This window comes from Photobacterium sp. WH24 (assembly GCF_019204055.1).
Classification (GTDB): Bacteria; Pseudomonadota; Gammaproteobacteria; order Enterobacterales; family Vibrionaceae; genus Photobacterium; species Photobacterium arenosum.
In genome coordinates this window covers 101398-122594 of sequence record NZ_JAGSOZ010000006.1, presented here as the reverse complement: position 1 = coordinate 122594, position 21197 = coordinate 101398, and the positions used below count along the sequence as shown (strand labels likewise).

At 51.6% G+C, this 21197-nt stretch carries 23 protein-coding genes and 1 pseudogene; 11 read left to right on the top strand and 13 right to left on the bottom strand.

Annotated elements, in window-relative coordinates; genetic code table 11:
• Positions 1–687: 687 nt before the first annotated feature.
• Both KCG43_RS21390 and KCG43_RS09395 read left to right on the top strand, forming a co-directional pair.
• Positions 688–771 (top strand): annotated as a pseudogene (locus tag KCG43_RS21390) (XRE family transcriptional regulator); the annotation flags it as partial.
• A 2-nt stretch (positions 772–773) separates the two neighbouring features.
• Complete coding sequence (locus KCG43_RS09395; protein WP_218384481.1) at positions 774–1070, top strand: hypothetical protein; 297 nt, start codon at positions 774–776, stop codon at positions 1068–1070.
• Between the two features lie 783 nt (positions 1071–1853).
• Here KCG43_RS09395 and KCG43_RS09390 read toward each other — a convergent pair.
• Positions 1854–2717: a YicC/YloC family endoribonuclease gene (locus KCG43_RS09390; protein ID WP_192016003.1), complete on the bottom strand. Its 864-nt coding sequence runs from the start codon at positions 2715–2717 to the stop codon at positions 1854–1856.
• 190 nt (positions 2718–2907) lie between these two features.
• Between KCG43_RS09390 and rph the strand changes: the two genes are divergently transcribed.
• Positions 2908–3624 (top strand): ribonuclease PH, encoded by a 717-nt coding sequence (gene rph, locus KCG43_RS09385; RefSeq protein ID WP_192016002.1) that lies wholly within the window; start codon positions 2908–2910, stop codon positions 3622–3624.
• Positions 3625–3749: 125 nt separating this feature from the next.
• Positions 3750–4391 (top strand): orotate phosphoribosyltransferase, encoded by a 642-nt coding sequence (pyrE, locus tag KCG43_RS09380; protein ID WP_192016001.1) that lies wholly within the window; start codon positions 3750–3752, stop codon positions 4389–4391.
• A gap of 140 nt (positions 4392–4531) precedes the next feature.
• Here the strand turns inward: pyrE and slmA are convergent, their stop codons facing one another.
• Complete coding sequence (gene slmA, locus KCG43_RS09375; protein WP_027250562.1) at positions 4532–5122, bottom strand: nucleoid occlusion factor SlmA; 591 nt, start codon at positions 5120–5122, stop codon at positions 4532–4534.
• Between the two features lie 207 nt (positions 5123–5329).
• Positions 5330–6541 carry a bifunctional phosphopantothenoylcysteine decarboxylase/phosphopantothenate--cysteine ligase CoaBC gene (gene coaBC / locus KCG43_RS09370; RefSeq protein WP_192016000.1) on the bottom strand — a complete coding sequence of 404 codons (1212 nt, stop codon included), beginning with the start codon at positions 6539–6541 and terminating at the stop codon, positions 5330–5332.
• A 258-nt stretch (positions 6542–6799) separates the two neighbouring features.
• Between coaBC and radC the strand changes: the two genes are divergently transcribed.
• From radC to KCG43_RS09340, 6 genes are all read left to right on the top strand, one after another.
• The gene (gene radC / locus KCG43_RS09365) at positions 6800–7474 is read left to right on the top strand and encodes a DNA repair protein RadC (RefSeq protein WP_192015999.1); all 675 of its coding nucleotides are present in this window, start codon (positions 6800–6802) and stop codon (positions 7472–7474) included.
• Between the two features lie 204 nt (positions 7475–7678).
• Positions 7679–7915, top strand: coding sequence for a 50S ribosomal protein L28 (gene rpmB, locus KCG43_RS09360; RefSeq protein WP_192015998.1), 237 nt, complete (start codon positions 7679–7681; stop codon positions 7913–7915).
• A gap of 13 nt (positions 7916–7928) precedes the next feature.
• A complete protein-coding gene (rpmG, locus tag KCG43_RS09355) occupies positions 7929–8096 on the top strand; it encodes a 50S ribosomal protein L33 (RefSeq protein ID WP_005371942.1) in 168 nt (55 codons plus the stop codon).
• A 110-nt stretch (positions 8097–8206) separates the two neighbouring features.
• Positions 8207–8692, top strand: coding sequence for a hypothetical protein (locus tag KCG43_RS09350; RefSeq protein WP_192015997.1), 486 nt, complete (start codon positions 8207–8209; stop codon positions 8690–8692).
• Positions 8693–8733: 41 nt separating this feature from the next.
• Positions 8734–9543, top strand: a complete 810-nt coding sequence (mutM, locus tag KCG43_RS09345) for a bifunctional DNA-formamidopyrimidine glycosylase/DNA-(apurinic or apyrimidinic site) lyase (protein ID WP_192015996.1) — start codon at positions 8734–8736, stop codon at positions 9541–9543.
• 83 nt (positions 9544–9626) lie between these two features.
• Complete coding sequence (locus tag KCG43_RS09340; protein ID WP_218384478.1) at positions 9627–10658, top strand: NAD-dependent epimerase; 1032 nt, start codon at positions 9627–9629, stop codon at positions 10656–10658.
• Between the two features lie 37 nt (positions 10659–10695).
• On the opposite strand, the gene coaD is transcribed toward KCG43_RS09340, so the two are convergent.
• From coaD to KCG43_RS09320, 4 genes are all read right to left on the bottom strand, one after another.
• Entirely contained in the window at positions 10696–11178 is a 483-nt protein-coding gene (coaD, locus tag KCG43_RS09335; RefSeq protein ID WP_192015994.1) for a pantetheine-phosphate adenylyltransferase, read from the bottom strand.
• Positions 11175–11969 (bottom strand): glycosyltransferase family 2 protein, encoded by a 795-nt coding sequence (locus tag KCG43_RS09330; protein ID WP_218384476.1) that lies wholly within the window; start codon positions 11967–11969, stop codon positions 11175–11177. The genes coaD and KCG43_RS09330 overlap by 4 nt, the downstream gene beginning before the upstream one ends.
• On the bottom strand, positions 11966–12751 hold the full coding sequence (locus KCG43_RS09325; RefSeq protein WP_218384474.1) for a glycosyltransferase family 2 protein: 786 nt from the start codon (positions 12749–12751) through the stop codon (positions 11966–11968). Before KCG43_RS09325 ends, KCG43_RS09330 begins: the two co-directional genes overlap by 4 nt.
• A gap of 146 nt (positions 12752–12897) precedes the next feature.
• Positions 12898–13941, bottom strand: coding sequence for a glycosyltransferase family 9 protein (locus KCG43_RS09320; RefSeq protein ID WP_218384471.1), 1044 nt, complete (start codon positions 13939–13941; stop codon positions 12898–12900).
• Positions 13942–14113: 172 nt separating this feature from the next.
• Here KCG43_RS09320 and KCG43_RS09315 point away from each other — a divergent pair, with 172 nt between their 5' ends.
• On the top strand, positions 14114–14830 hold the full coding sequence (locus tag KCG43_RS09315) for a 3-deoxy-D-manno-octulosonic acid kinase (RefSeq protein ID WP_218384470.1): 717 nt from the start codon (positions 14114–14116) through the stop codon (positions 14828–14830).
• Here the strand turns inward: KCG43_RS09315 and waaA are convergent.
• The 6 genes from waaA to KCG43_RS09285 all read right to left on the bottom strand — a co-directional run bounded on the left by waaA (position 14827) and on the right by KCG43_RS09285 (position 21161).
• Positions 14827–16098, bottom strand: coding sequence for a lipid IV(A) 3-deoxy-D-manno-octulosonic acid transferase (waaA, locus tag KCG43_RS09310; protein ID WP_218384469.1), 1272 nt, complete (start codon positions 16096–16098; stop codon positions 14827–14829). The genes KCG43_RS09315 and waaA overlap by 4 nt on opposite strands.
• Positions 16095–17066 (bottom strand): glycosyltransferase family 90 protein, encoded by a 972-nt coding sequence (locus KCG43_RS09305; RefSeq protein WP_237794919.1) that lies wholly within the window; start codon positions 17064–17066, stop codon positions 16095–16097. The genes waaA and KCG43_RS09305 overlap by 4 nt, the downstream gene beginning before the upstream one ends.
• Positions 17066–18106 carry a lipopolysaccharide heptosyltransferase II gene (gene waaF / locus KCG43_RS09300; RefSeq protein WP_218384468.1) on the bottom strand — a complete coding sequence of 347 codons (1041 nt, stop codon included), beginning with the start codon at positions 18104–18106 and terminating at the stop codon, positions 17066–17068. Before waaF ends, KCG43_RS09305 begins: the two co-directional genes overlap by 1 nt.
• A gap of 19 nt (positions 18107–18125) precedes the next feature.
• The gene (gene lpxM, locus KCG43_RS09295; protein ID WP_255557910.1) at positions 18126–19091 is read right to left on the bottom strand and encodes a lauroyl-Kdo(2)-lipid IV(A) myristoyltransferase; all 966 of its coding nucleotides are present in this window, start codon (positions 19089–19091) and stop codon (positions 18126–18128) included.
• A 61-nt stretch (positions 19092–19152) separates the two neighbouring features.
• Entirely contained in the window at positions 19153–19833 is a 681-nt protein-coding gene (locus tag KCG43_RS09290) for a glycosyltransferase family 32 protein (RefSeq protein WP_218384467.1), read from the bottom strand.
• Positions 19830–21161, bottom strand: a complete 1332-nt coding sequence (locus tag KCG43_RS09285) for an O-antigen ligase family protein (RefSeq protein ID WP_255557942.1) — start codon at positions 21159–21161, stop codon at positions 19830–19832. The genes KCG43_RS09290 and KCG43_RS09285 overlap by 4 nt, the downstream gene beginning before the upstream one ends.
• Positions 21162–21197: the final 36 nt, after the last annotated feature.

The following is a 21197-nucleotide window of genomic DNA, read 5'->3' as shown; positions in this document are numbered from 1 at the left end:
CAGATCATCACTGATAAAATGACAAAATTCAAAGCCGGTTCGAATACCCTGCTGCTGGATTATCTCATTCATTGCTGCTGCCATTTGTTCGGGGGCGAGGGAAGCAGAATAATGATTTTCCGATGTTTGCATCTGCATTTCGGTTAAGCGAGCGAGGATTTGCTGATCAACCGGCAACTGATGCGCTTTGATGATTTTGACCATTTCATAGGTCATCAAGAGGTTCATTGTCTTATGTTGAATCTGTTCAATGATGGTATCGCTGAGCTGCTGTGGTAGCTGTTGATTGGGGGAGCCGCGCAGGTGAATACACAGCTCATTGATCATGTAATCAAAATACTGCAGAAAGGTCTTACCACACTGCTCTGAAACGTCTTCAGGCATATTGATGCCAAAGGGAAGCGAGAGCATCAGTATTTGTGGATCGGATAAAAACGCAATTTCACTTCTGTGCAGTTGAGTGAGAGGTGTGCTTGAGAGGATTAGTTCCCATAGCTTCTTCAGTTGTGATGGATTGTGGGATTTCATCAAAGTGCCTAAAAATAATAAATCGACAGTGTATGAATTTTTCGCCGCCTCAGCCAGAATAAAAGCGGAAGAGGGTGAAGGCGGGCTGGGCATTTGAAATGCGGTAGTCGGCGGCGATGAGATAGTGGCAAAATTCTGTTCACCAGAAGCCTTGAAATGTTGCCAGTTCCTACCATTAAAAAGTTTGAGCTTACAGGGCAAATGTCATTTCGCCAGCTATGGTTGCTGTGGCAGTCGCTTGACCAGTGTTATCATCTGGCTCTTTATGTTGTGGCGGCTTGCAAAGCCATGCCAGCCCGGATCAATTAATTGATGATATCGTCACGGCCTTCCCTGATTTATTGCGCCAGCTTGAGCCAGACGATTACTACTTGCCAGAAAAAAGGCTTGGCGTGTTAATTGAATCGCGCTTTATTGAACGCTTTTTACAGTTTTGGGGATTTGTCACTGTCGATCCTAAACGGTTTGCTGCAGAAGATCGCAAACCGCCAAAAGTGCAGCTTCAGTCGTTGTTAGCGCAAACATTCCAATTCACATTTTAGCACTAATAAAACGTTAAACAGGTTACCGTGAGCGAATATCAATCCTACCGATTTGAGCGTCTGGACGGGGTTTTAGACAGCAAACAACGCCAAGCTCTGAGGCAAATTTCAAGCCGTGCTGAGATCACCGCCACGTCTTTTCAGGTGTATTATCACTACAGCGGTTTAAAGGCTGAGACGGCTGATGTTGTACTCAACTACTCATGACTCCTACCGAATGGGTGGTATTCGTTTTAAGCGATCCGGCTCAGCTGATTTTCTTGACCGTGATTTTTAGACAATAACCAATAAAGGTTGGAAGTTATCACCGGCTTATGACTTAAACCCGATCGTTGGCAAGCATGGGCTTCATCTGAATATTACCGACACAGACAACGCGCTTAACTACCAACTGGTTTTTGACGTGAAAGATTTTTCAGGCTCTCGCAGAACGAGGCAACGCAAATTTATGATGAAGTGCTAAACGCCGTTAAGCAGTGGCAACAAGTTGCGCAGCGATTGGGGATCAGCCGAGCAGAGCAAGCCGTAAAGCAAGTAGCGTTTAATGTTTAAGCCACGGGTCAATGCCGTCTCTTATTTCTTATGAAACAGGCTGAAAACTCTCTGGCGCCGCAAGGGACATTAAATGGAAACTACTCACCATTTTGCCCATCACTTAATCAGCAACTGGCAACGGACAACTGCAAACCGATTTGGACGGGAAAAATAAAAAAGCCCTGTATTTACAATGCTCTTCACAAGGGAATACAGGGCTTCTGAGACGTGCTGGGCTGGGTGAAAAAGTTATTCTATGTTTTGAATTTGCTCGCGCATCTGCTCAATCAGCACTTTGAGCTCGACGGCTGAGGCGGTGATCTCTGTGTTGATGGATTTGGAAGCCAGGGTGTTCGATTCGCGGTTAAATTCCTGCATCATGAAGTCCAGGCGTCGGCCACAGGCGCCGCCTTTTTTCAGGATTTTGTGGGTTTCTTTGACGTGGGAATCCAGGCGATCCAGCTCTTCGGCGACATCGCTTTTTTGCGCCAGCATAATCAGTTCCTGCTCGATGCGGTTGGCATCCAGCTCCACTTTGGCTTCTTCCAGACGGTTGAGAATGCGATCGCGTTGCCATTGCATAACTTCAGGCATCAGGGCGCGCACCTTGCCGGCTTCCTCTGAAATAGCGGCCAGACGCTGGTCAATCAGATCTTTCATATTGGCCCCTTCGCTGGCGCGTGCTGCCAGGAAGTCGTCCACCGCGCCGTCAAATGCCGTCAGCAGCTCTTGGTTGATGGTGTCCATGTCCTGCTCAGGCGTTTCCATCACGCCGGGCCAGTTCAGCACCTGAAACGGACCGATATTGCCTTCACCTGCGGCTTCTTTTACCCAGCTTGCTGCCTTGATCACCTGCTTGGCCAGCTGCTCGTTGATACGCAGTTCGCTGCTGGAAGCCGGATTGGCTTCAAAGCGCAGGCTGCATTCGACTTTGCCCCGGGCCAGACGCTGGCGGAAGCGCTCACGCAGTACAGGTTCCAGGCTGCGGAACTGTTCTGGCAGACGCAGGTAAGTTTCCAGGTATCGTTGGTTTACCGAGCGGATTTCCCAAACGGCACTGCCCCAGTCGCCTTTTACTTCGCGACGGGCATAGGCGGTCATACTGTGAATCATTGGCTGTCGGCCCTTAAGAAATGATGGCTTGATTATACGCGCCGGTACGAATAATGGAAATCTCTCCGGGGCGGGAGCCTGCTGACAAGCGTGCACTGCGGCGCAGATCTGGCTATAATCGCCGGTTAATGTCTGTCGGCCGCACAGCGGCTTTGTTATCAGCACTCAATATCAGCCAAGGTGAAACCCGATGCGTCCAAGTGGAAGAAGTGCCAGTCAAGTTCGTCCTATTACTATCACCCGTCATTTCACCGCCCATGCCGAAGGGTCGGTATTGGTTGAGTTTGGCGATACCAAGGTCATTTGTACTGCCAGCGTTGAAGAAAATGTGCCGCGCTGGCTGAAAGGCAAAGGCCAGGGCTGGGTAACGGCGGAATACGGCATGCTGCCACGCGCGACCCATTCCCGTAACCGTCGCGAAGCGGCTAACGGTAAGCAGGGCGGGCGGACACTGGAAATTCAGCGCCTGATTGCCCGCAGCCTGCGCGCGGCAGTGGATCTGGAAGTGCTGGGTGAGCAGATGATCACGGTCGACTGTGATGTGATTCAGGCCGACGGTGGTACGCGCACCGCATCTATCACAGGGGCCATGGTGGCACTGACAGATGCGATTAATCTGATGCTGGAAAAAGGCCAGCTCAAGAAAAACCCGCTGAAAACCACTATCGCTGCCGTGTCTGTGGGCATCTACCAGGGTACGCCAGTGTGCGATCTGGATTATGCGGAAGACTCGAATGCCGAGACCGATATGAATGTCATTATGAACAGTGATGGCAAGATTATTGAGATTCAGGGGACGGCTGAAGGAGATGCCTTCAGCACTGAAGAATTAATGGAGATGCTGTCGTTAGCCAAAGACGGCATTGCCGAGATCATCACTATCCAGCAGGCTTCGCTGGAAAGTTAATGTTTTTGGAGCGGTTCCTGTCGGAGCCGCTTTTTTTTGCCTGCAGCAAGCTAAGGCTGCGGGGGATTGACCGGCCAGCGCCCGTGTCTGGCTGAAGCATGCGACCAATCGCTCGAGGAGAAACAATGAAAGCATATCAGCGTCAGTTCATCGAATTTGCTTTGGAAAAAGGCGTATTGAAGTTTGGTGAGTTCACCCTGAAGTCTGGCCGTCAGAGCCCGTATTTCTTTAATGCCGGCCTGTTTAATACCGGTCGCGATCTGGCGCGTCTGGGCCGCTTTTATGCCGCGGCACTGGCAGATTCCGGTATTGAGTTTGATGTCTTGTTTGGTCCTGCTTATAAAGGCATTCCGATCGCGACCACGACAGCGGTCGCGCTGGCCGATCACCATGATGTGGACACGCCTTACTGTTTTAACCGCAAAGAAGCCAAAAACCACGGTGAAGGCGGCAATTTGGTGGGCAGCCCGCTGGAAGGCCGTATTATGCTGGTTGATGATGTGATTACGGCTGGCACGGCAATCCGCGAGTCGATGGAAATCATCCAGGCCAACGGGGCGGATCTGGCCGGTGTGCTGGTGGCGATTGACCGTCAGGAAAAAGGCAAAGGCGAACTCTCTGCGATTCAGGAAGTCGAGCGCGACTTCGGTTGTGCAGTGATCTCTATTGTTTCTCTGGGTGATGTGGTGAGCTATCTGGAAGAGCAGGATGGTATGGACGCGCACCTGGAAGCGGTGAAAGCGTATCGCGCTCAGTATGGTATCTGATTGATTCTGCTTGTTGCAGGGCAGAGCGTGCAAAGGAAAAGGGTTGGCAATGTGCCAACCCTTTTTTCTGTGTTCTGAATACGACTGCGTTCTCGATACTGATGTGTGCTGAGCCCGATACAAGAGAGGGGATGAAAAGGTTAGCTCAGCTGACCGGTCAGCAGTTCCCAGTAAGCATCGAAATTGTCATTTGGCTTGTGGCGGAAGCTGGAGCGCACAAAGCGGTTATAGCTGCCTTCTACCTGGCCCAGCAACTGGGCGGATAACAGGTTTTCATCAATGGGGAAACCACGGCCTTCGCGCAGTTTGCGCTCACGCAGGATCTGACGCAGCTGGGTTTCAATGCGCTCGAACAGCTGGTTGATACGCGACTGTAACCTGTCTTGCTCAAACATCAGGGCATGGCCTGTCATGATGCGGGTAAGCCCGGGGTTGCGCTCGGCAAATACCAGCAATAACTGCAGCACCATACGCAGGCGGGTCATGGTGTCTTTTTCGTCATCCAGGATACGGTTAATACGTGTAGTGATCGAGTCTTCAATAAATTCGATCAAGCCTTCAAACATACGGGCTTTACTGGGAAAGTGGCGATACAGTGCCGCTTCGGAAACGCCCACCTGAGCAGCCAGTTTAGCGGTAGTAATGCGCTGACTCCCCTGGTTGGATTCCAGCATTTCAGCCAGCGCTTGTAAGATTTCTTCGCGGCGGTTGTTTTTTTTATTGCCAGCCATGAATAACCGTTCCTTTTCGATATAAGACTGTGTCCGGACAGAAAAAGCCTGATTATCTTAGCCATGCGCACAGGGCATGGAAAGTGTCTGGATCAGGCAGTGTTATCTGTATCGACAGCCAGAGTGTAAGCTTGAGAGCTGGCTGCCAAAAATGAATGAACCGCTTAGTGCTTTTGCCGGTTTCGCTGAGAGTTCAACGAAATCGGCTTAGTCTTGCGCTTTGTAGCGGTTGATGATCTCAGTAATTAATTGTCGCCCCAGTGATGCTTTGTCTGTCAGGGGCAGTGCCTTGTCACCGTTCTTCCAATACAGGTGAAGGGCATTGCTATCACTGTTAAATCCTTGCCCCTGCTGCGCGACATCATTGGCACAAATCAGGTCGAGGTTTTTACGCTGCAGCTTGTCCTGCGCATAGCGCGCGACGTCTTGTGTTTCGGCAGCAAAGCCTACCGTAAACGGACGTTGGTCAGTCAGAGCAGCGACGCTGGCGATAATATCCGGATTTTTCACCAGTTTCAGTGCCAGCTCGTCTTGTCCTTGCTGCTTTTTCATTTTTTGTGACGCTATTTCCGCCGGGCGGAAATCGGCCACTGCCGCGCAGCCAATAAAAATATCATGCGCCTTTGCCTGCTCAGTGGCGGCCTGGTGCATGTCTGCAGCACTTTCCACATTGATACGGTTAACGCCGGCCGGGGTGGCAAGGTTGACCGGGCCACTGATCAGCGTGACGCTGGCACCGCGTTGTGCTGCAGCCTGCGCGATGGCGAAGCCCATTTTGCCTGAGCTGTGGTTGGAGAGGTAGCGTACCGGATCCAGGGCTTCTCTGGTCGGGCCGGCAGTAATGGCGATACGGACACCGGCCAGGTCTTGTGGCTGGCATGCGTTTTCTATCTCACTTACCAGTGCCATAGGTTCCAGCATCCGGCCCGGGCCGACATCGCCACAGGCTTGCTCGCCGCTGGCTGGACCCCAGATTCTATGTCCCCAGCTTGCCAGCACAGACAAGTTATCCTGGGTGGCAGGCTGACGATACATTTGCTGGTTCATGGCGGGCGCGACAGCAATCGGCGCGCTGGTGGCCAGACATAAAGTCGTCAGCAGGTCGTTGCCCATACCGGCACGAAGCCGGGCAATCAGATCGGCGGAGGCGGGTGCCAGCAGCACTAAATCGGCCCATTTTGCCAGTTCAATATGGCCCATGGAGGCTTCGGCGGCGGGGTCGAGCAGGCTGTCGGCCACCGGGTGACCGGAAACGGCCTGCATGGTAAGCGGGGTAATGAATTCCTTGGCGGCCGGGGTCATGACGACGCGAACCTCTGCGCCTCGTTCAATCAGACGCCGTGTCAGCTCTGCACACTTGTATGCTGCGATGCCGCCGCTGATCCCCAGAAGTATTTTCTTTCCTGCCAGAGTTTTCATTCGCTTGCCTGTGTCGTGAAAAAACTGGCAACAAGATATCACCAAAGTGATGAGGTTTCATCGCTTTAGTCGTGAGAAAAATGCCGTCAGGCTGTGATGGAGGGCAGAGACCGAGCTATCGCTCGACACGGCAAGGCCGGAACATTGTAACAAGACACCAGAACTGCGCCTGGCGCCGCATTTTCAAGTACCGGGCTTTGTCTCGGGAGCAACATGTGCGTTTCTTTGGCGCAGACACAGTGAAAGGGTTGAAGCGCCATGGTATTGAAACATTTGCCTGCGGAATCGCGTCCCAGGGAAAAATTGCTGCAGCGTGGGGCCAATGCGCTGTCGGATGCAGAGCTGCTGGCCATTTTTCTACGCACGGGTCTGCCGGGCGTGAATGTGATTGAGCTGGCCGGCCAGCTGCTGGATGAGTTCGGTTCTCTGCGTGCGTTACTGGCGGCTGATTGCAAAACCTTTTGCCAGCACAAAGGGCTGGGGCCGGCTAAATATGTCCAGCTGCAGGCGGTGCTGGAGATGAGCCTGCGTTATTTATCAGAGAAACTGGCGAAAGGTGAGGCTCTCAGCAGTCCTGAATACACGCGGCAATATTTGAGCCGGATGCTGCGTGATCGCCATCGTGAGGCATTTTATGTGTTGTTTCTGGATAACCAGCACAGGGTGATTAGCGGTGAGGTGATGTTTGAAGGAACGATTGATGCCGCCAGTGTTTATCCGAGAGAGGTGGTAAAAAGATCACTGGAACTTAATGCAGCGGCGTTGATTTTAGCGCATAATCACCCCTCAGGCGTGGCGGAGCCAAGTCAGGCCGATCGGCGAATTACTCAGAGGATCAGCGATGCGCTGGCCTTGGTAGATATTCGGATCCTCGATCATTTTGTCGTCGGAGACGGGGAAGTGGTTTCTTTTGCTGAAAGAGGATGGCTGTAACTATCAAGCTGATTATTGCTCAGCTTGATGTCAAACTAGGCCGAAATTGATCAAAAAGACGAGAAAGGATCTGCTCGGGACTTGAGCAACTGGTTTTGACTTAGTATAATGCGCGACCTTTGATAGCTTCGGTTAGGTGGAATGCTTTTTGCGTTCGGTTAATCGCGGTTGATATCGAGCTGAAACGATTTGGAGAAGACAGTAATGTCCCGAGTATGCCAAGTAACTGGTAAACGTCCTGTAACGGGTAACAACCGTTCACACGCACGTAATGCCACCAAGCGTCGTTTTCTGCCGAACCTGCAAACTCATCGTTTCTGGGTAGAAAGCGAAAAACGCTTCGTTAAACTACGTCTTTCTGCGAAAGGCATGCGTATCATTGATAAGAAAGGTATTGATACCGTTCTGTCTGAAATGCGTGTTCGCGGCGAGAACGTTTAAGAGGATTTGAAGAATGGCTAAAGGCATTCGTGAGAAGATCCGTCTGGTATCATCTGCCGGCACAGGACACTTCTACACTACCGACAAAAACAAACGTAACATGCCAGGCAAATTTGAGATCAAGAAATTTGATCCAGTTGTTCGCCAGCACGTTTTGTACAAAGAAGCAAAAATCAAGTAATTGGTTTATTCTGCTTTTTGATAAAAACCCAGCCAAGGCTGGGTTTTTTTATGGCTGTCGGTCAGGAAGCGGATTATGATCACTCATTCATACTTACTGCTGGAGAGACGATGAAACTGTCGCGCAAGGGATGGAACAACATCATCATCATTGGGGTATTGCTGTTTTTAGCTATGATTCAGCTGCCTGAATTGATTCAGCAGCGGCTGATGCAGGCCACCCCGGTCGAGCAAGAGTCCGTCGGATTAGTACGCTTACTCCCTGCTGACAGCAGCATTGAAAAGCTGGTGCTGCCCAGTGTTATTTTCAGCCGTCATCTCCAAGACTGGCAATCTGAGCCCGTCATAGCCGGTGATCCGTCGGCCATAGTGGCAAACTGGCAGGATGTCGCCGGTACTAAAATTGACTCAGAAACCTTTGCCCAGCTGAACGATAAGCTGGCATCGCCGCGTAGCGTGGAAGTGTGGCTGGAAAATCATGAAGAGCCTTACCGCCTGACTGTGTATCAGCTTCCCCAGTTCTGGTTATTGCAAAACTGGCAGGGAGAATGGCTGGCGATTACCGTCGAGGCCAGCTACCTGTTCCCTGAAATCTGATATCCTGCACTCACCAACAGCTAAGATTAACCAGAGAGAAGATGCCTGAATTACCTGAAGTTGAAGTCAGCCGCATGGGGATCACGCCTCATGTGGTGGGCCAGACCGTCATCAGTGTGACGGTTCGCAATGCCAGCCTGCGTTGGCCTATCCCTGCTGAATTACAGTTATTACAGGGGCAGATCATTCGTGGTGTGACGCGCAGAGCCAAATACTTGTTACTGGAAACGGATGCCGGTTTTGCCATTATTCATCTGGGGATGTCAGGCAGCTTACGTATCTTGCCCGCCGAAGTGCCACCGGTTAAACACGATCATGTTGATGTGCTGCTCGCCAGTGGTGAAGTGCTGCGTTATAACGACCCCCGCCGGTTTGGTGCCTGGCTGTGGCAGGAGCGTGACAGCGAACATCCTGTGCTGAGTAAGCTCGGGCCAGAGCCTTTGGCTGAGGACTTCGATGCCGGCTATCTGGCGAAAAAAGCCCAGGGCAAGCGCACCGTCATTAAACAGTTCATCATGGATAACCAGGTAGTAGTGGGTGTCGGTAACATCTATGCTAATGAGTCCCTGTTTGCGGCGCGTATTCATCCGCAGACTCCGGCAGGGCAACTGACGGCTGAGCGACTGGCTGCTCTGGTCGATGAAATCAAGCGGGTGCTGAGTAAGGCGATTGCTCAGGGCGGTACAACACTGAAAGATTTCAAACAAAGTGACGGTAAGCCGGGCTATTTTGCACAAGAGTTGCAAGTCTATGGAAAGGCGGGGAAACCCTGTCCGAACTGTGGACATATCCTGAATGAGGTCAAAATCGGCCAGCGTGCTACAGTCTATTGTAGTGAGTGCCAACGATAATAAGTTTGTCAGAGAGATAGGCCCTCATATCTGTCTTTAGGGAAGAGAAGGAGGGCAGCAACACGCCTTCTTCGGGGGTGTGCATGCGCATTTTGGTAACAGGAGTGGCCGGTTTCATTGGCAGTGCAGTGGCTCAGCGTTTGTGCCATATGGGCCATGAAGTGGTGGGCATTGATAATTTCAACAGCTACTACGATGTGAAGCTGAAACAGGCCAGAGTCAGGCATATTGCCCATCCGGCGCTTTTGGTGCTGGATTGCGATATCGCAGACAGGGAAGCCATTGCCCGTTTGTTTCTCACCCACAGATTTGAGAGAGTTATCCATCTGGCCGCGCAGGCCGGGGTTCGCTATTCGCTGGACAACCCTATGACCTACGCTGACAGTAATCTGATCGGCCACCTGACGATTCTGGAAGGCTGTCGCCGTCATCAGGTTGAGCATCTGGTGTATGCTTCTTCCAGCTCTGTGTATGGCCTTAATCGCAAGCAGCCTTTCTCGACCTCTGACAGCGTCGATCATCCGGTATCCCTGTATGCCGCCACCAAAAAAGCCAATGAACTGATGGCACACACCTATTCCCACCTCTATGGTCTGCCTACCACGGGCTTGCGCTTTTTTACTGTGTACGGGCCGTGGGGCAGACCTGACATGGCATTATTTCGTTTTGCTGAAGCGATCATGGCCGGGCAGCCTATCGAGGTATATAACCACGGCGATATGCAGCGCGATTTCACCTACATTGATGATATTGTCGAAGGTGTGGTCAGAATTCAGGATGTGATTCCTGCCCGCCAGCCTGACTGGATCGCCGAATATGGCTCTGCGGCCAGCAGTTCCGCGCCGTACCGTGTGTATAACATCGGCCATGGTCAGCCGGTTAAGCTGATGGACTTTATTGCCGCGCTGGAAAAGGCACTGGGCAGAGAGGCCAGCAAAGACTTCCTGCCGATGCAGCCGGGCGACGTTTATGCCACCTTTGCCAACACCGACGATTTATTTGAGGCGACAGGATTCAGGCCACAGGTGGGTATTGAACAGGGGGTGCAGCAATTTGTGGACTGGTATCTGGGGTATTACGGCCATCAGGGGAAGGAAAACATGACGGCGCGCTAAGTGGCGAGCCGTCAGTTCTGAGTGTTCGGTTTGAGTGTTATTTAGCCAGTTTGGCTTTCAGTGCCTGTGCCACAGTCGGGTGAACGAACTGATCCACCTGTCCTTTGTGCAGCGCCACTTCTTTGACTATGGTGGACGAGATAAAAGAATTCTCCTCGGCCGGTGTCAGGAAAACCGTTTCCAGTTCCGGCATCAGGCGGCGGTTCATATTCGCCAGCTGGAACTCATATTCAAAGTCTGACACCGCACGCAGGCCACGAACCAGAATTGTAGCCTGCTGCTCACGGGCAAAATCGACCAGCAGACCGGAAAACCCTACCACTTCAACATTAGTGAGATGACTGGTGATGGCTTGGGCGAGATTCACTCGCTCCTGCAGGTCGAATAACGGCTTTTTGCTCGGGCTGAAAGCGATACCGACGACCACCTGATCGAACATGGCGGCAGCGCGCTCAATCAGATCCTGATGGCCGTTAGTGATAGGGTCAAAAGTGCCGGGGTAAATGACTCGGGTTGTCATGATTTTTCATCCAGAAATTTATCAATACCATTTTCGCAACGTGTCAGTTTCTGACGGACGGTATTTTCCAGTATCTCATCGTTCTTGGCTAACGATGCTCTTGTATTTTCAGCATGGTACAAATGATAGCCTGCGCCCGAAAACTTCATATATAGTCGATTCAGACCTAGATTCAGTAGCCGATGTACGAACTCGCTGTCCTCGCGTCCCCAGCCAACAAAGTCGTTATTGAATCCATTGGTTTGAAGGATATCAGAGCGCCAGAAGGACATGTTACAGCTCCGAGTGGATCTATCTGTATTGGATGTTCTGGAAAAGGCGCGGCTTAGTTTTGGACACTGCAGGGTGTTGTGCCGGTTTTTCAGCCCGGATCTAAACCAGTGAGGGAGCTTTTTCGATGCGATGACTTTCTGACTGCATGTCTCGTCCATCAGCACGCGGCCACCTTGAATAAATTGTCCCTGTTTTGCATTTTGCAAATGGGCAGCAACGAAATGTTTGGGTAAAACCATGTCGCCATCAATAATGATGAGGTACTCAAACTGAGCTTTGGCCATGGCTCTGTTTCGGCTTTCAGCAGCGCGAAAACCGTCATCCGGTTGCCAGCTGTGGATCAGGGGAACAGGAAAATCCGATGCTTCCACCATAATCATGTCTCGGGTATCTTCACGGGAACCATCATCAGCAATAATGACTTCTCCTGGCAGGACGCTTTGGTGCTTGATGCTGTCCAGAACTACACTGAGTGCTTCTTTCCAGTTGTATGTGGTGATGATCAGTGACGCATTCATTTGGAATCCCTTTGCTGATATTCCCTCAGCCATAGATCAATGTACTTGATAAAGGTGGTATGCATGGTCAGCCACGCCAGAATAAAACCATGGCGACCATCCAGAAAACCGAGCTTAAGAATGTACATTTTCAGAAAACTGGCAAAGGCATGCAGCAAAGCGGTACCCAGTCCGGCTTTTTTCCGGCCTTCGCGTTCATCCGTCCAGGCTTTGAGGTATTGAGTGGTCTTGCCTATGTAATGGTGCAGATTGTCATAGGTAAAATGCAGTAACCGGCCTTCTAGCGGGCGGACAGTCAGGCCATCCGTCAGCACTTTTTCATGCACCAGGGCATCGTTGTAGCGGGTTTCGTCGCGGCGGTACAGGCGGATCACCCAATCCGGCGACCAGCCCGAATGGTGGATGGTTTTGCCAAAGGCGTCGCTCAGGCGGTTTATCTTAAAGGCAACACCGGTCGGGTTGCTGCTGACCGCAGACTGTATTGCCGCTTTCAGCTCAGGGGTGACCCTCTCATCGGCATCCAGCACCAGTACCCAATCTGTGGTTGCATGCTGCTGGGCGCGCTGGCGCTGCGGGCCAAAGCCGGGCCAGTCATCATAGCGGAAGAATTTATCTGTGTAACGACGGGCAATGTTTTCCGAATCATCCGTACTGCCGGAGTCAATAATTACAATTTCGTCGACCCAGTCTTTCACCGTCTCCAGGCAGGCAGCCAGATGCTTGGCTTCGTTCTTGATGATCATCAGCACACCCAAAGTGGTGTTGGAGGTGTTAGGCGCCATTAGGTGTCCAGTTTTCAGGTAGATGAGTAGTGACTGTCAAAGCAGTGATATGCCAACGATTATGCCGACCGGGGTGGGGAATGTAAAACCCCGGCCCTGATTCAGGGATCAATCTATCGCTTTCATTTCGTCTGAAATGCATACGATCACAGTTCAGAGGTAATTTTGTCGAACATAGCGATGACGCGCTCTGCCGTGATACGTTTCATCGCTGCGTCATCTTTGACCCGGCTGCGCCAGGGCAGCAACTCAGGGGCTTTACCTGTTTCGGCCGCAATGCATTCATCGTATACACTCACTACATACTGCCGTGACAGGTAAGGGCCGGTACGTTTGGGGTTATGGTGGGCATACAATCCCAGCACCGGGGTACCGACAGCCACCGCCATGTGGGCCGGGCCGGTATCCGGCGCGCACACCAGTGCTGCTTTCTGTAGCAGGGCCAGCAGTTGTTTCAGGCTGCTCTGGCCAATCAGGTTGGTGATCGGAAAATTCAGATTTTCTTCAATGGCATTGCCCAGATCAATCTCAATCTTTGCCGGGCTGCCGGCCAGAATGATCTCATAGCCCTGCTGGCGGGCATGGCGGGCTAATTCGGCATATCCTTCCGGCGTCCAGTTTTTATAGCCTTTACTGGCTGCGGGTGTGATGACCAATGTTGCGTCCTGATGGATTTGCTGATCGGCCCAACGGTGGTCATCTTCAGATAAAGGGATATCCCACTTAGGTGTCAGATCGGTAACGCCCAGAGTGGCGGCAAACTGCATGAAGCCATCCAGCACATGGGGGGAATCCGGTGACGGGACTTTCACATTGGTGAACAGCTGCTGAAGATCGCTGCTGCGGGCGGCATCAAATCCCAGCTTGTATCTGGCGTTGATACCGAGACTGACGATACTGGCACGAATGGCGGTTTGCATATGCAAAAGCGCATCAAAACGTTCGCCTTTGAGTGCCTGCCAGACAGCTTTGTAACCCTGCCAGCCCTGCTTTTTATCGAAGATGATCACCCTGATGCCCGGTAAATCTTTCAGCAGCCGTGCCTCTGCTTTACCGCAGATCCAGGTCAGGCACGTTTGAGGCCATTGCCGCTGGATAGCCTGTGCCATGGCAATACTGTTGCAGACATCACCAATCGCCGACAGGCGCAGGATGCACAAAGACTGGGGAGCGGAGTGGAATAATGTCATGACACCTGCTTTCAACGGAATAGATGTGATTGTGTGTTGGGAATTATATACATATAGCATGCCGGAATCAGCGTGATTGCGCGAACACTGTGCAAAGATTCTGTCTATCCCATGACGGGCACGGACAAACCTGTATAAAATAGATCTTTTCAGTAGTTTGGGATACCGCGCGATGGAAATACGGGAGCAAGATAACTGCCAGGTCATGTTTGACCCTGCTTTGCTGGCAGAAGATCCCTGGCAGTGCTTTGAGCCGGATTTCTGGCAGCGTCAGCAGGCTGTGCTGGGCAGTGCCAAAGGGCGGGGAACCACCTGGTTTGTGCGCGGCGAACAGATCGATATGGCATTGCGGCATTACTTCCGTGGCGGGCTGTTCGGTAAGCTGGTGAAAGATCAGTATTGGTTTAACACCTGGTCAACTTGCCGCAGCATGGCTGAATTTACCCTGTTGCAGCATCTGGTGGAGCAGGGCGTCAGAGTGCCGAGACCTGTCGCGGCAAGGGTGTGTAAATCCGGGCCTTACTATCGGGCTGATCTGCTGACAGAAAAAGTACCGCAGGCGACTGACCTGGTGGCTCGTTTGCAGCAGGGCGCCTTGTCAGCCGGGCAATGGCAGGCGGTGGGCGACATGGTTCGCCGTATGCACGATTGCCGGGTTAATCACACTGACCTGAATGCGCACAATATTTTGCTGGATAATCAAGAGCAGATCTGGCTGATCGATTTTGATAAATGCAGTATTCATCGTGACGATGATGGCTGGCAGGAGGACAACTTGTCCCGGCTGCGCCGCTCTTTTGTCAAAGAAGTCGATAAAGCCGGTATTCACTGGCAGGAAAGCGACTGGCAGCAACTGTTGTCAGGTTACCGCCGATCGCCTGCCGATTAATTGAGGCTGGCAGAGAGTGCATGCAAGGTGCGCGCTATGGCACCTTGATTAGTTTTTACCACGTCAAGGGCGGCCTGGCCTGTCTTGGCTTGTTCTGCTTTATCCGCCAACAGGCGTGACACGGCGCGCGCTAATTCCTCGCTGTTGCCGACGATTTCTGCGCCACCCGCGTTTAACAGCTGAGTGGTAATGTCGGTAAAGTTGTAATAGCTCGGGCCACTCAGAACAGGTTTTGCCAGTGCGGCAGGCTCAAGCAAGTTGTGACCGCCGACTTTGTTGCCCAGCAGGCTGCCGCCGACAAACGCGAGATCGCAGGCGCCGAGCAGCAGCATCATTTCGCCCATAGTGTCGGCCAGATAGACTTGTTTACCGGCCAGCGGCTCATTGCTCTGAGTGCGGCGGGCGGCGGTAAAACCCTGTTGATCAATCAGCGCGTAGACAGGGTCGAATCGCTCGGGGTGCCTTGGCACCAGAATCAGCAGCGCGTCAGGATGGCGGCGTAAAATCTGTCTGTGCGCCTCAAGTACCTGCTCATCTTCGCCCTGGTGGGTGCTGGCGGCAATCCACACCGGACGCTGGCTGCCCAGCTCATCTCTCAGTATTTCGCTGGCCTGTTCCAGCCCTTCAGGTAAAGCAAGGTCAAACTTGATAGAGCCGGTAATCTGTACCGCTTCCGGCGAAACGCCTAAGCGGATGAAGCGCTCGGCATCATCCTGATGCTGGCATAATACCTGATCCAGGTTATGGGCAAGCAGGTTAAACAGAGGTTGTACTCTGGCATAGCGCTGGCAGGAGCGCTCAGATAAGCGGGCGTTGAACACAGTGACGGGCAGGCCGGCATGCTTTGTTTCCGCCAGCGTGTTGGGCCAGAGCTCAGTTTCCATGATGCACAGTGCCCGCGGTTGCTGTATTCGGATGAAGCGGCGCAGTGCCCAGGGAAAATCGAGCGGCATATAGCGGTGCTCAACCAGTGATCCGAGGCGTGCGGCCTGTTCTGCTCCCGTGGCTGTTGTGGTCGTCAGCAGTATCGGTAAATCGGGATATTGGGCTTTCAGGGCTTTGATCAGCGGCGTGACAGCCAGGGTTTCCCCGACGGACACTGCATGTATCCAAAGTGGACGCTGGCCCTGCACCTGAGGACTGACCCCGAAATGCTCTTTCCAGCGCTGACCAATAGGCGGGACACCCGGCCGCTTTTTATAGAGTGACACCAGCAGTATCGGAGCCGCTACAGCGAGCAGGCAGGTGTAGAGAAAGCGCAGCATCACTTATTCGCTTCCCGTTGCCATTGGCCGGACAGTTCGAAATATTTCTTCAGTACCAGCAGACCTATCAGTTTCTCCTGCCGCGGATGACAGAACTGGTGGACGTGCTCATGAGCATTGGCAATGATAGCCTCGGCCGCTTCAGGGTGCTGATTGTAGTAGTGAATCTTTTCTTCTAAATCAGAAAAGTCATCCTTCAGCTCGACATAATGGACCCCAGCCTTGAGTGTTCCTTCCATAAACCATGTCTCGTATTTAGGTTTGGGCATCATACACAGAGAGTTCGATGACATGGCCCACTTCAGGTTAGTGGCGACATCGTTGCCTTCGATACAGAGAATAAATTTATAACCGAGCTGTTCAGCAATCGACATGAAGCCTTTATCCCACGGCTGCGGTGTGTCGCCTGGGTTGGTCTGGCCGATATCACAAAGGGGATGATTGTAGTATTGCCTGACGAAGCTGGCACGATGGGGCTGGTAGGCGGCACCGCGCCAGACGGCCTTGTCAGTTTTTTCACGAAAACTCAGCGAATCTTCAATGAAATTAAAGTGGCGGACTTTATTGAGCTTAAATAAAACGGCGTTGGCATTGTCACCGGCAATAGGTCTGGCTTTGACCAGGAACGGGTAAGGTTCCAGGTGGGTGTCATCGCCAAAGCGGTAGGTCACTTTGAAGTGCCGATCAAAGTAATGCAGGTATTCTTTCAGATCGTAATAATAGGCACTCTGACCTTTTTTGCGATAGCGCTTGATGGATACGGCTTTATCGTCGGGCAATGAGAATGCGTCATTGTGCTTGAGGTAGTAATTGACCCTGGAGGCAATGTACTGCCTGTCGTAGCTGTCCAGCGTATTCAGCAGGTACTGTAACCTGCGATGGTAGATTAGCTTGGGCGTCAGAGAGCGCAGTATGTTACGACTGTAAAAAGCGACTTTGTTATTTTTATGTCGTTGTATCAAGGTCATCATTAATCTGTTTTGGGAGTCGTTAGGTCGTCAATGGCTTGAATGACACGATCTGCCGGTAAGTCTTTCAGGCACTTAAGGTGCCCGTAGGGACATTCACGTTTAAAGCACGGACGGCACTCAATATCTGTATATACGATGGCGACCTGTTCTGCCAGTGGCGGGGTATAGTCTGGTGAGGTCGAGCCGTAAATAGCGACCACTCTACAGCCAACCGCCGCGGAGACATGCATCAGCCCCGAATCGTTACTGACAACCGTATGGCAGGCAGCGAGCAGATCAACCGCTTCAATCAGGCTGGTTTGTCCGGCTAAATCGTGGCAGAAAGCTTGTAATTCAGCAGGAAGGGCTTGCTTGATGGCGGCGGTGACAGGCTGATCTTTTGCCGAGCCGAACAGCCAGACCTGTTTACCCTGCTCAATCATTCTCTGCGCGACCTGAGCAAAATAGGCGTCAGGCCAGCGTTTGGCCGGACCAAATTCCGCCCCCGGGCAAAGGCCAATCACAGGGCGATCGCTATTGAGCGCCAGGCGCTTCATTGCGCTGGCCTGATTGTGGCTGTCAACCGTCAGTGCCGGCTTGGGCAGTAGCGGTAGCGCCGCACTGCCTGTCATGTTCGCTTTGGGATAAGCCAGTGCGCAGTAGCGCTCGATCATCAGGCCGAAATCACGCTTGTTGCCACGCAGATCAGTGAGCAGACCGTAGCGGCTTTCTCCTTTCCAGCCGGTACGGACCGGAATGCGGGCAAAAAACGGGATCAGCGCAGATTTCGCCGAATTAGGCAGGATATACGCCTGATCATAGCCATGCTCACGCAAAGAGCGTCCAATCCGATAGCGACCTTTGAGGTTAAATTCACCGTGGCCGATTGGCATCTCAAGCGCGCGGTGCACCTCGGGCATGCGCTCCAGGATAGGCCGGCACCAGGCCGGTGCCAGCACATCAATCTCAGCCTGCGGAAACCGCTGTTTCAGACTGGTATACAGACATTGCGACATCACCATGTCGCCAACCCAGGATGGACCGATAATAAGAATTTTCATATGACGCTGCTCATTAACTTCAGTAGGGTTTGCTGCCATCAGGGCGTGTTTTCAGCAATTGCAGATTCCACATGTACTGCTCAGGGTAGGGGGCGACCATTTTTTCCAGTGCGTTTGCCAGTAAATTGGCATCATGCTGCGCATCAGGCCCCGGAAGTGGTTTCAGTGCCGGGGAGATATGAATCTCAAATTTACCGTTTGTCGTGTTGTATACAGGGATCATAGGTACTACGGAGGCGCCTGTCAGTTTGGCAATCTTACCCAGACCAGAAAATGTCGCCTTTTGAGTCGCAAAGAAATCAGTAAACTGGCTCTGCTCTGGCCCGAAGTCCTCATCAGGCAGGTAATAGCCGAGAAAACCTGACTTGATTGCACGAAAATAAGGCTTTAATCCGCCTTCTCGTGCATAACAAATTCCCCCATACTGCAGACGCTGACAACTGATTAACCAGTCGAAAACGGGTTGGCGATGTTGAGGCTGCATCAAAGCAGCGACAGGCAGACCCAGTGATGCCCAGTAGATAGCCGGAAAGTCAATGGCCCAGCAGTGAGGGACTAAAATAATGACAGGATTGCCTGCTTCAACTTCTTTATCAATATTTTCCTGACCAAAAACTTCAGTGCGCTGCTGGAGATGGCGGCGACTTCTGAACAACAATTCGCCCATGGCCAAAACCACTTTGGCGGCGACTGTGAACATGGCGTCGATTTTCTCTTCCCGTTCTTGAACGGTCAGTTCCGGAAAGCACAGTGTCAGGTTAACTCTGGCACGGTGCCGTGCTTTTTTGACTTTCCGACCTATGTGCAAACCCAGAAAGCCCGCGATTGGATCGCGGATTCTCCAGGGCAACAGTGCCAGCAGGCTTAACAGCAGAATACTGATCCAAGTTCCCCAATGACGGGGGTGCAAAAAAGACCACTGGAAAGACGGACGATAGCCTGGTGCCAGTTCATCCTGTGATACGCGGGTTCGGACTGTAGTCAAAAGATGCTCTCTCTTTTAGCTGTAAACTCTAATCAACCGGTTGGAAACAGGAGCGGCATGATTATGTACGGAAAAAATACTTCTGCCAGACGTAGAATTTCCCCAGTAGTCCCATGTGCTTGGATTTCAGAAACACCAGTCCTTTCGACTTTTTCCAGCTGTGCTGAAACCAGTGTGTCAGATAAGCATTGGCGGGTTTTTCAAAATGCATGGGTTCACCCTGATAGTTATAAAAATAGGCTACCGGGTAAAGCTGGCTGCTTTCAGTGTTGCTGAGGGCTTTCTCGATCAGGAAGTGAGTCATGATGTCAGGGCCCATATACAGCGGGGACTGATAAATGTCATTCTCATAGAATTGAATGAGTTGATTCAGAATCGTCGAGTGCGGCTCTGCATAGATAGCTGCGGTGCCCAGCAGTGCCTCCGTTTCATAACCTACTGAAAACAGGCAATTGTCAAATAACGGGAAAGGATCCTGCTGGATGGTGACATCCACATCCAGATACAGTCCGCCCTCATGCTGGAGAATTTTCAATCGCAGATAATCAGTGACAAAGGCCAGCAGGCCCTTATCGTAACACTCTTTTGCAAACCGGCATTCGCTGATCCATTGCTGAAGCAGCGGATTGTTTTCCGTCCACAGGGTGTAGTCAAAACCTTGTTTTTTCCAGTCATCAATACAGACGAAGGCTAATGGTGGCATTTTATTGCCAAGCCAGATGGCGTGGATTTTTTTAATCATGAGCTCGCTTGTTCTGAAGGCGGTAAACGGTTCAGTTTATACGTGAGGTAGAAGGTATAACAACTGCCTAACATCACGTTATGGATCCACTGACCATTATTGGAAAAGAAGAATGACTCGAACAGGTTTACTGTCAGCCAGTAAACAGTAAACAGTACAGAAATCAGCAGAACCTCGTTGATACCGCGTTTCTCTGGGGCAACTTGAGTACTTCGAATGACCCATCCGAAGACAAAATACATTAACGCCAGGCCCACGATACCGTAGGAGACCAGCAGTTCGATGTGCGAACTGTGCAGGTGCGTGAAATACTTATGGACATTGGGTGGAAAATGCGTTGCCTGTTTAATGACCGTCTCACGGGTGTTGTAGCCGCTGCCCAGCAGTGGTCTTTCTTTGATCCATTTGATGGACTCGTACCATAAATGCAGGCGCGTACCCGCACTGTTGAACGGTATTTTAGACATGTCACCATTAGTGACTATGCTGGTGGCGGTGCCCATCTCTCTTTGCACTCTGTCATGGACTAAAGGCATGCTGGCATAGGAGTAGAAGGCAAATCCCAACAGAGACAATGAACCTGCCAGAATGATCTTATTCAGCTTTTCTTTATGTAATATGGCATAAAGAACCGTGCCTATAACATAGGCTGCCAGCAAACCGACCCAAACCTGACGGGACTGGGTAGTAATCACTACGAAAACAAAGGCAATAAACAGCAGCAGCGCAGAGAAGAAAAGAGCAATATATTGAGCCTTTCTGGTCCGGACACTGAGGCACAGGTACTTCACCAGAAAGAAGGAGGAGAGCAGAAAGCCAACTCCGCTGTACATGGCCGGATACTGGGCATTGATGATATTGAAATCGATGCGAACACCCTGGAGCCCCAATTGCACCTGCTGAACAATGTCGGAATGGCTGTAAAACGCCAGCAAAATTCCCAGGCACATAGCCCACCAGATCAGGTAAACATTGTTGAGTGATCCTTTCAGCCAATAGGCAACAAAAATAAAGACAAACAGGTCAGCTAACACACCAATATGCGGGCTGGAATAGGCGAGTTCAGGTATGTCTATCAGCGAATTGGCCCAGCTGAGTATCTGAATAGCGATAGCAAAGAATAGTGCCCACAACATTTTATCTTTGGCGAACTGTTTTCTGTCGACAAATAAGGCTGCCACGGACGCCAGCAAAAAGACTGACTGAAAGATATCGCCTATTTCGCGGTAAGAGCGCTTGAACAGCACATAGCCCACAATGCAGCACAGCATCGCCAGACAAAAGCCCCGAGAGTTAATGAGTCGTTTTATTTGCGCGTTAAATTGCATCACTGATTGCTCTGAAATAGTGGGTCATATTGATAA

What these genes read in the sequence shown, in the direction of transcription:
- KCG43_RS09390 (WP_192016003.1), bottom strand. Translation starts at nt 2,717, where the DNA reads ATGATTCACAGTATGACCGCCTATGCCCGTCGCGAAGTAAAAGGCGAC.
- rph (WP_192016002.1), top strand. Translation starts at nt 2,908, where the DNA reads ATGCGTCCAAGTGGAAGAAGTGCCAGTCAAGTTCGTCCTATTACTATC.
- pyrE (WP_192016001.1), top strand. Translation starts at nt 3,750, where the DNA reads ATGAAAGCATATCAGCGTCAGTTCATCGAATTTGCTTTGGAAAAAGGC.
- slmA (WP_027250562.1), bottom strand. Translation starts at nt 5,122, where the DNA reads ATGGCTGGCAATAAAAAAAACAACCGCCGCGAAGAAATCTTACAAGCG.
- coaBC (WP_192016000.1), bottom strand. Translation starts at nt 6,541, where the DNA reads ATGAAAACTCTGGCAGGAAAGAAAATACTTCTGGGGATCAGCGGCGGC.
- radC (WP_192015999.1), top strand. Translation starts at nt 6,800, where the DNA reads ATGGTATTGAAACATTTGCCTGCGGAATCGCGTCCCAGGGAAAAATTG.
- rpmB (WP_192015998.1), top strand. Translation starts at nt 7,679, where the DNA reads ATGTCCCGAGTATGCCAAGTAACTGGTAAACGTCCTGTAACGGGTAAC.
- rpmG (WP_005371942.1), top strand. Translation starts at nt 7,929, where the DNA reads ATGGCTAAAGGCATTCGTGAGAAGATCCGTCTGGTATCATCTGCCGGC.
- KCG43_RS09350 (WP_192015997.1), top strand. Translation starts at nt 8,207, where the DNA reads ATGAAACTGTCGCGCAAGGGATGGAACAACATCATCATCATTGGGGTA.
- mutM (WP_192015996.1), top strand. Translation starts at nt 8,734, where the DNA reads ATGCCTGAATTACCTGAAGTTGAAGTCAGCCGCATGGGGATCACGCCT.
- KCG43_RS09340 (WP_218384478.1), top strand. Translation starts at nt 9,627, where the DNA reads ATGCGCATTTTGGTAACAGGAGTGGCCGGTTTCATTGGCAGTGCAGTG.
- coaD (WP_192015994.1), bottom strand. Translation starts at nt 11,178, where the DNA reads ATGACAACCCGAGTCATTTACCCCGGCACTTTTGACCCTATCACTAAC.
- KCG43_RS09330 (WP_218384476.1), bottom strand. Translation starts at nt 11,969, where the DNA reads ATGAATGCGTCACTGATCATCACCACATACAACTGGAAAGAAGCACTC.
- KCG43_RS09325 (WP_218384474.1), bottom strand. Translation starts at nt 12,751, where the DNA reads ATGGCGCCTAACACCTCCAACACCACTTTGGGTGTGCTGATGATCATC.
- KCG43_RS09320 (WP_218384471.1), bottom strand. Translation starts at nt 13,941, where the DNA reads ATGACATTATTCCACTCCGCTCCCCAGTCTTTGTGCATCCTGCGCCTG.
- KCG43_RS09315 (WP_218384470.1), top strand. Translation starts at nt 14,114, where the DNA reads ATGGAAATACGGGAGCAAGATAACTGCCAGGTCATGTTTGACCCTGCT.
- KCG43_RS09305 (WP_237794919.1), bottom strand. Translation starts at nt 17,066, where the DNA reads ATGATGACCTTGATACAACGACATAAAAATAACAAAGTCGCTTTTTAC.
- waaF (WP_218384468.1), bottom strand. Translation starts at nt 18,106, where the DNA reads ATGAAAATTCTTATTATCGGTCCATCCTGGGTTGGCGACATGGTGATG.
- KCG43_RS09290 (WP_218384467.1), bottom strand. Translation starts at nt 19,833, where the DNA reads ATGATTAAAAAAATCCACGCCATCTGGCTTGGCAATAAAATGCCACCA.
- KCG43_RS09285 (WP_255557942.1), bottom strand. Translation starts at nt 21,161, where the DNA reads ATGCAATTTAACGCGCAAATAAAACGACTCATTAACTCTCGGGGCTTT.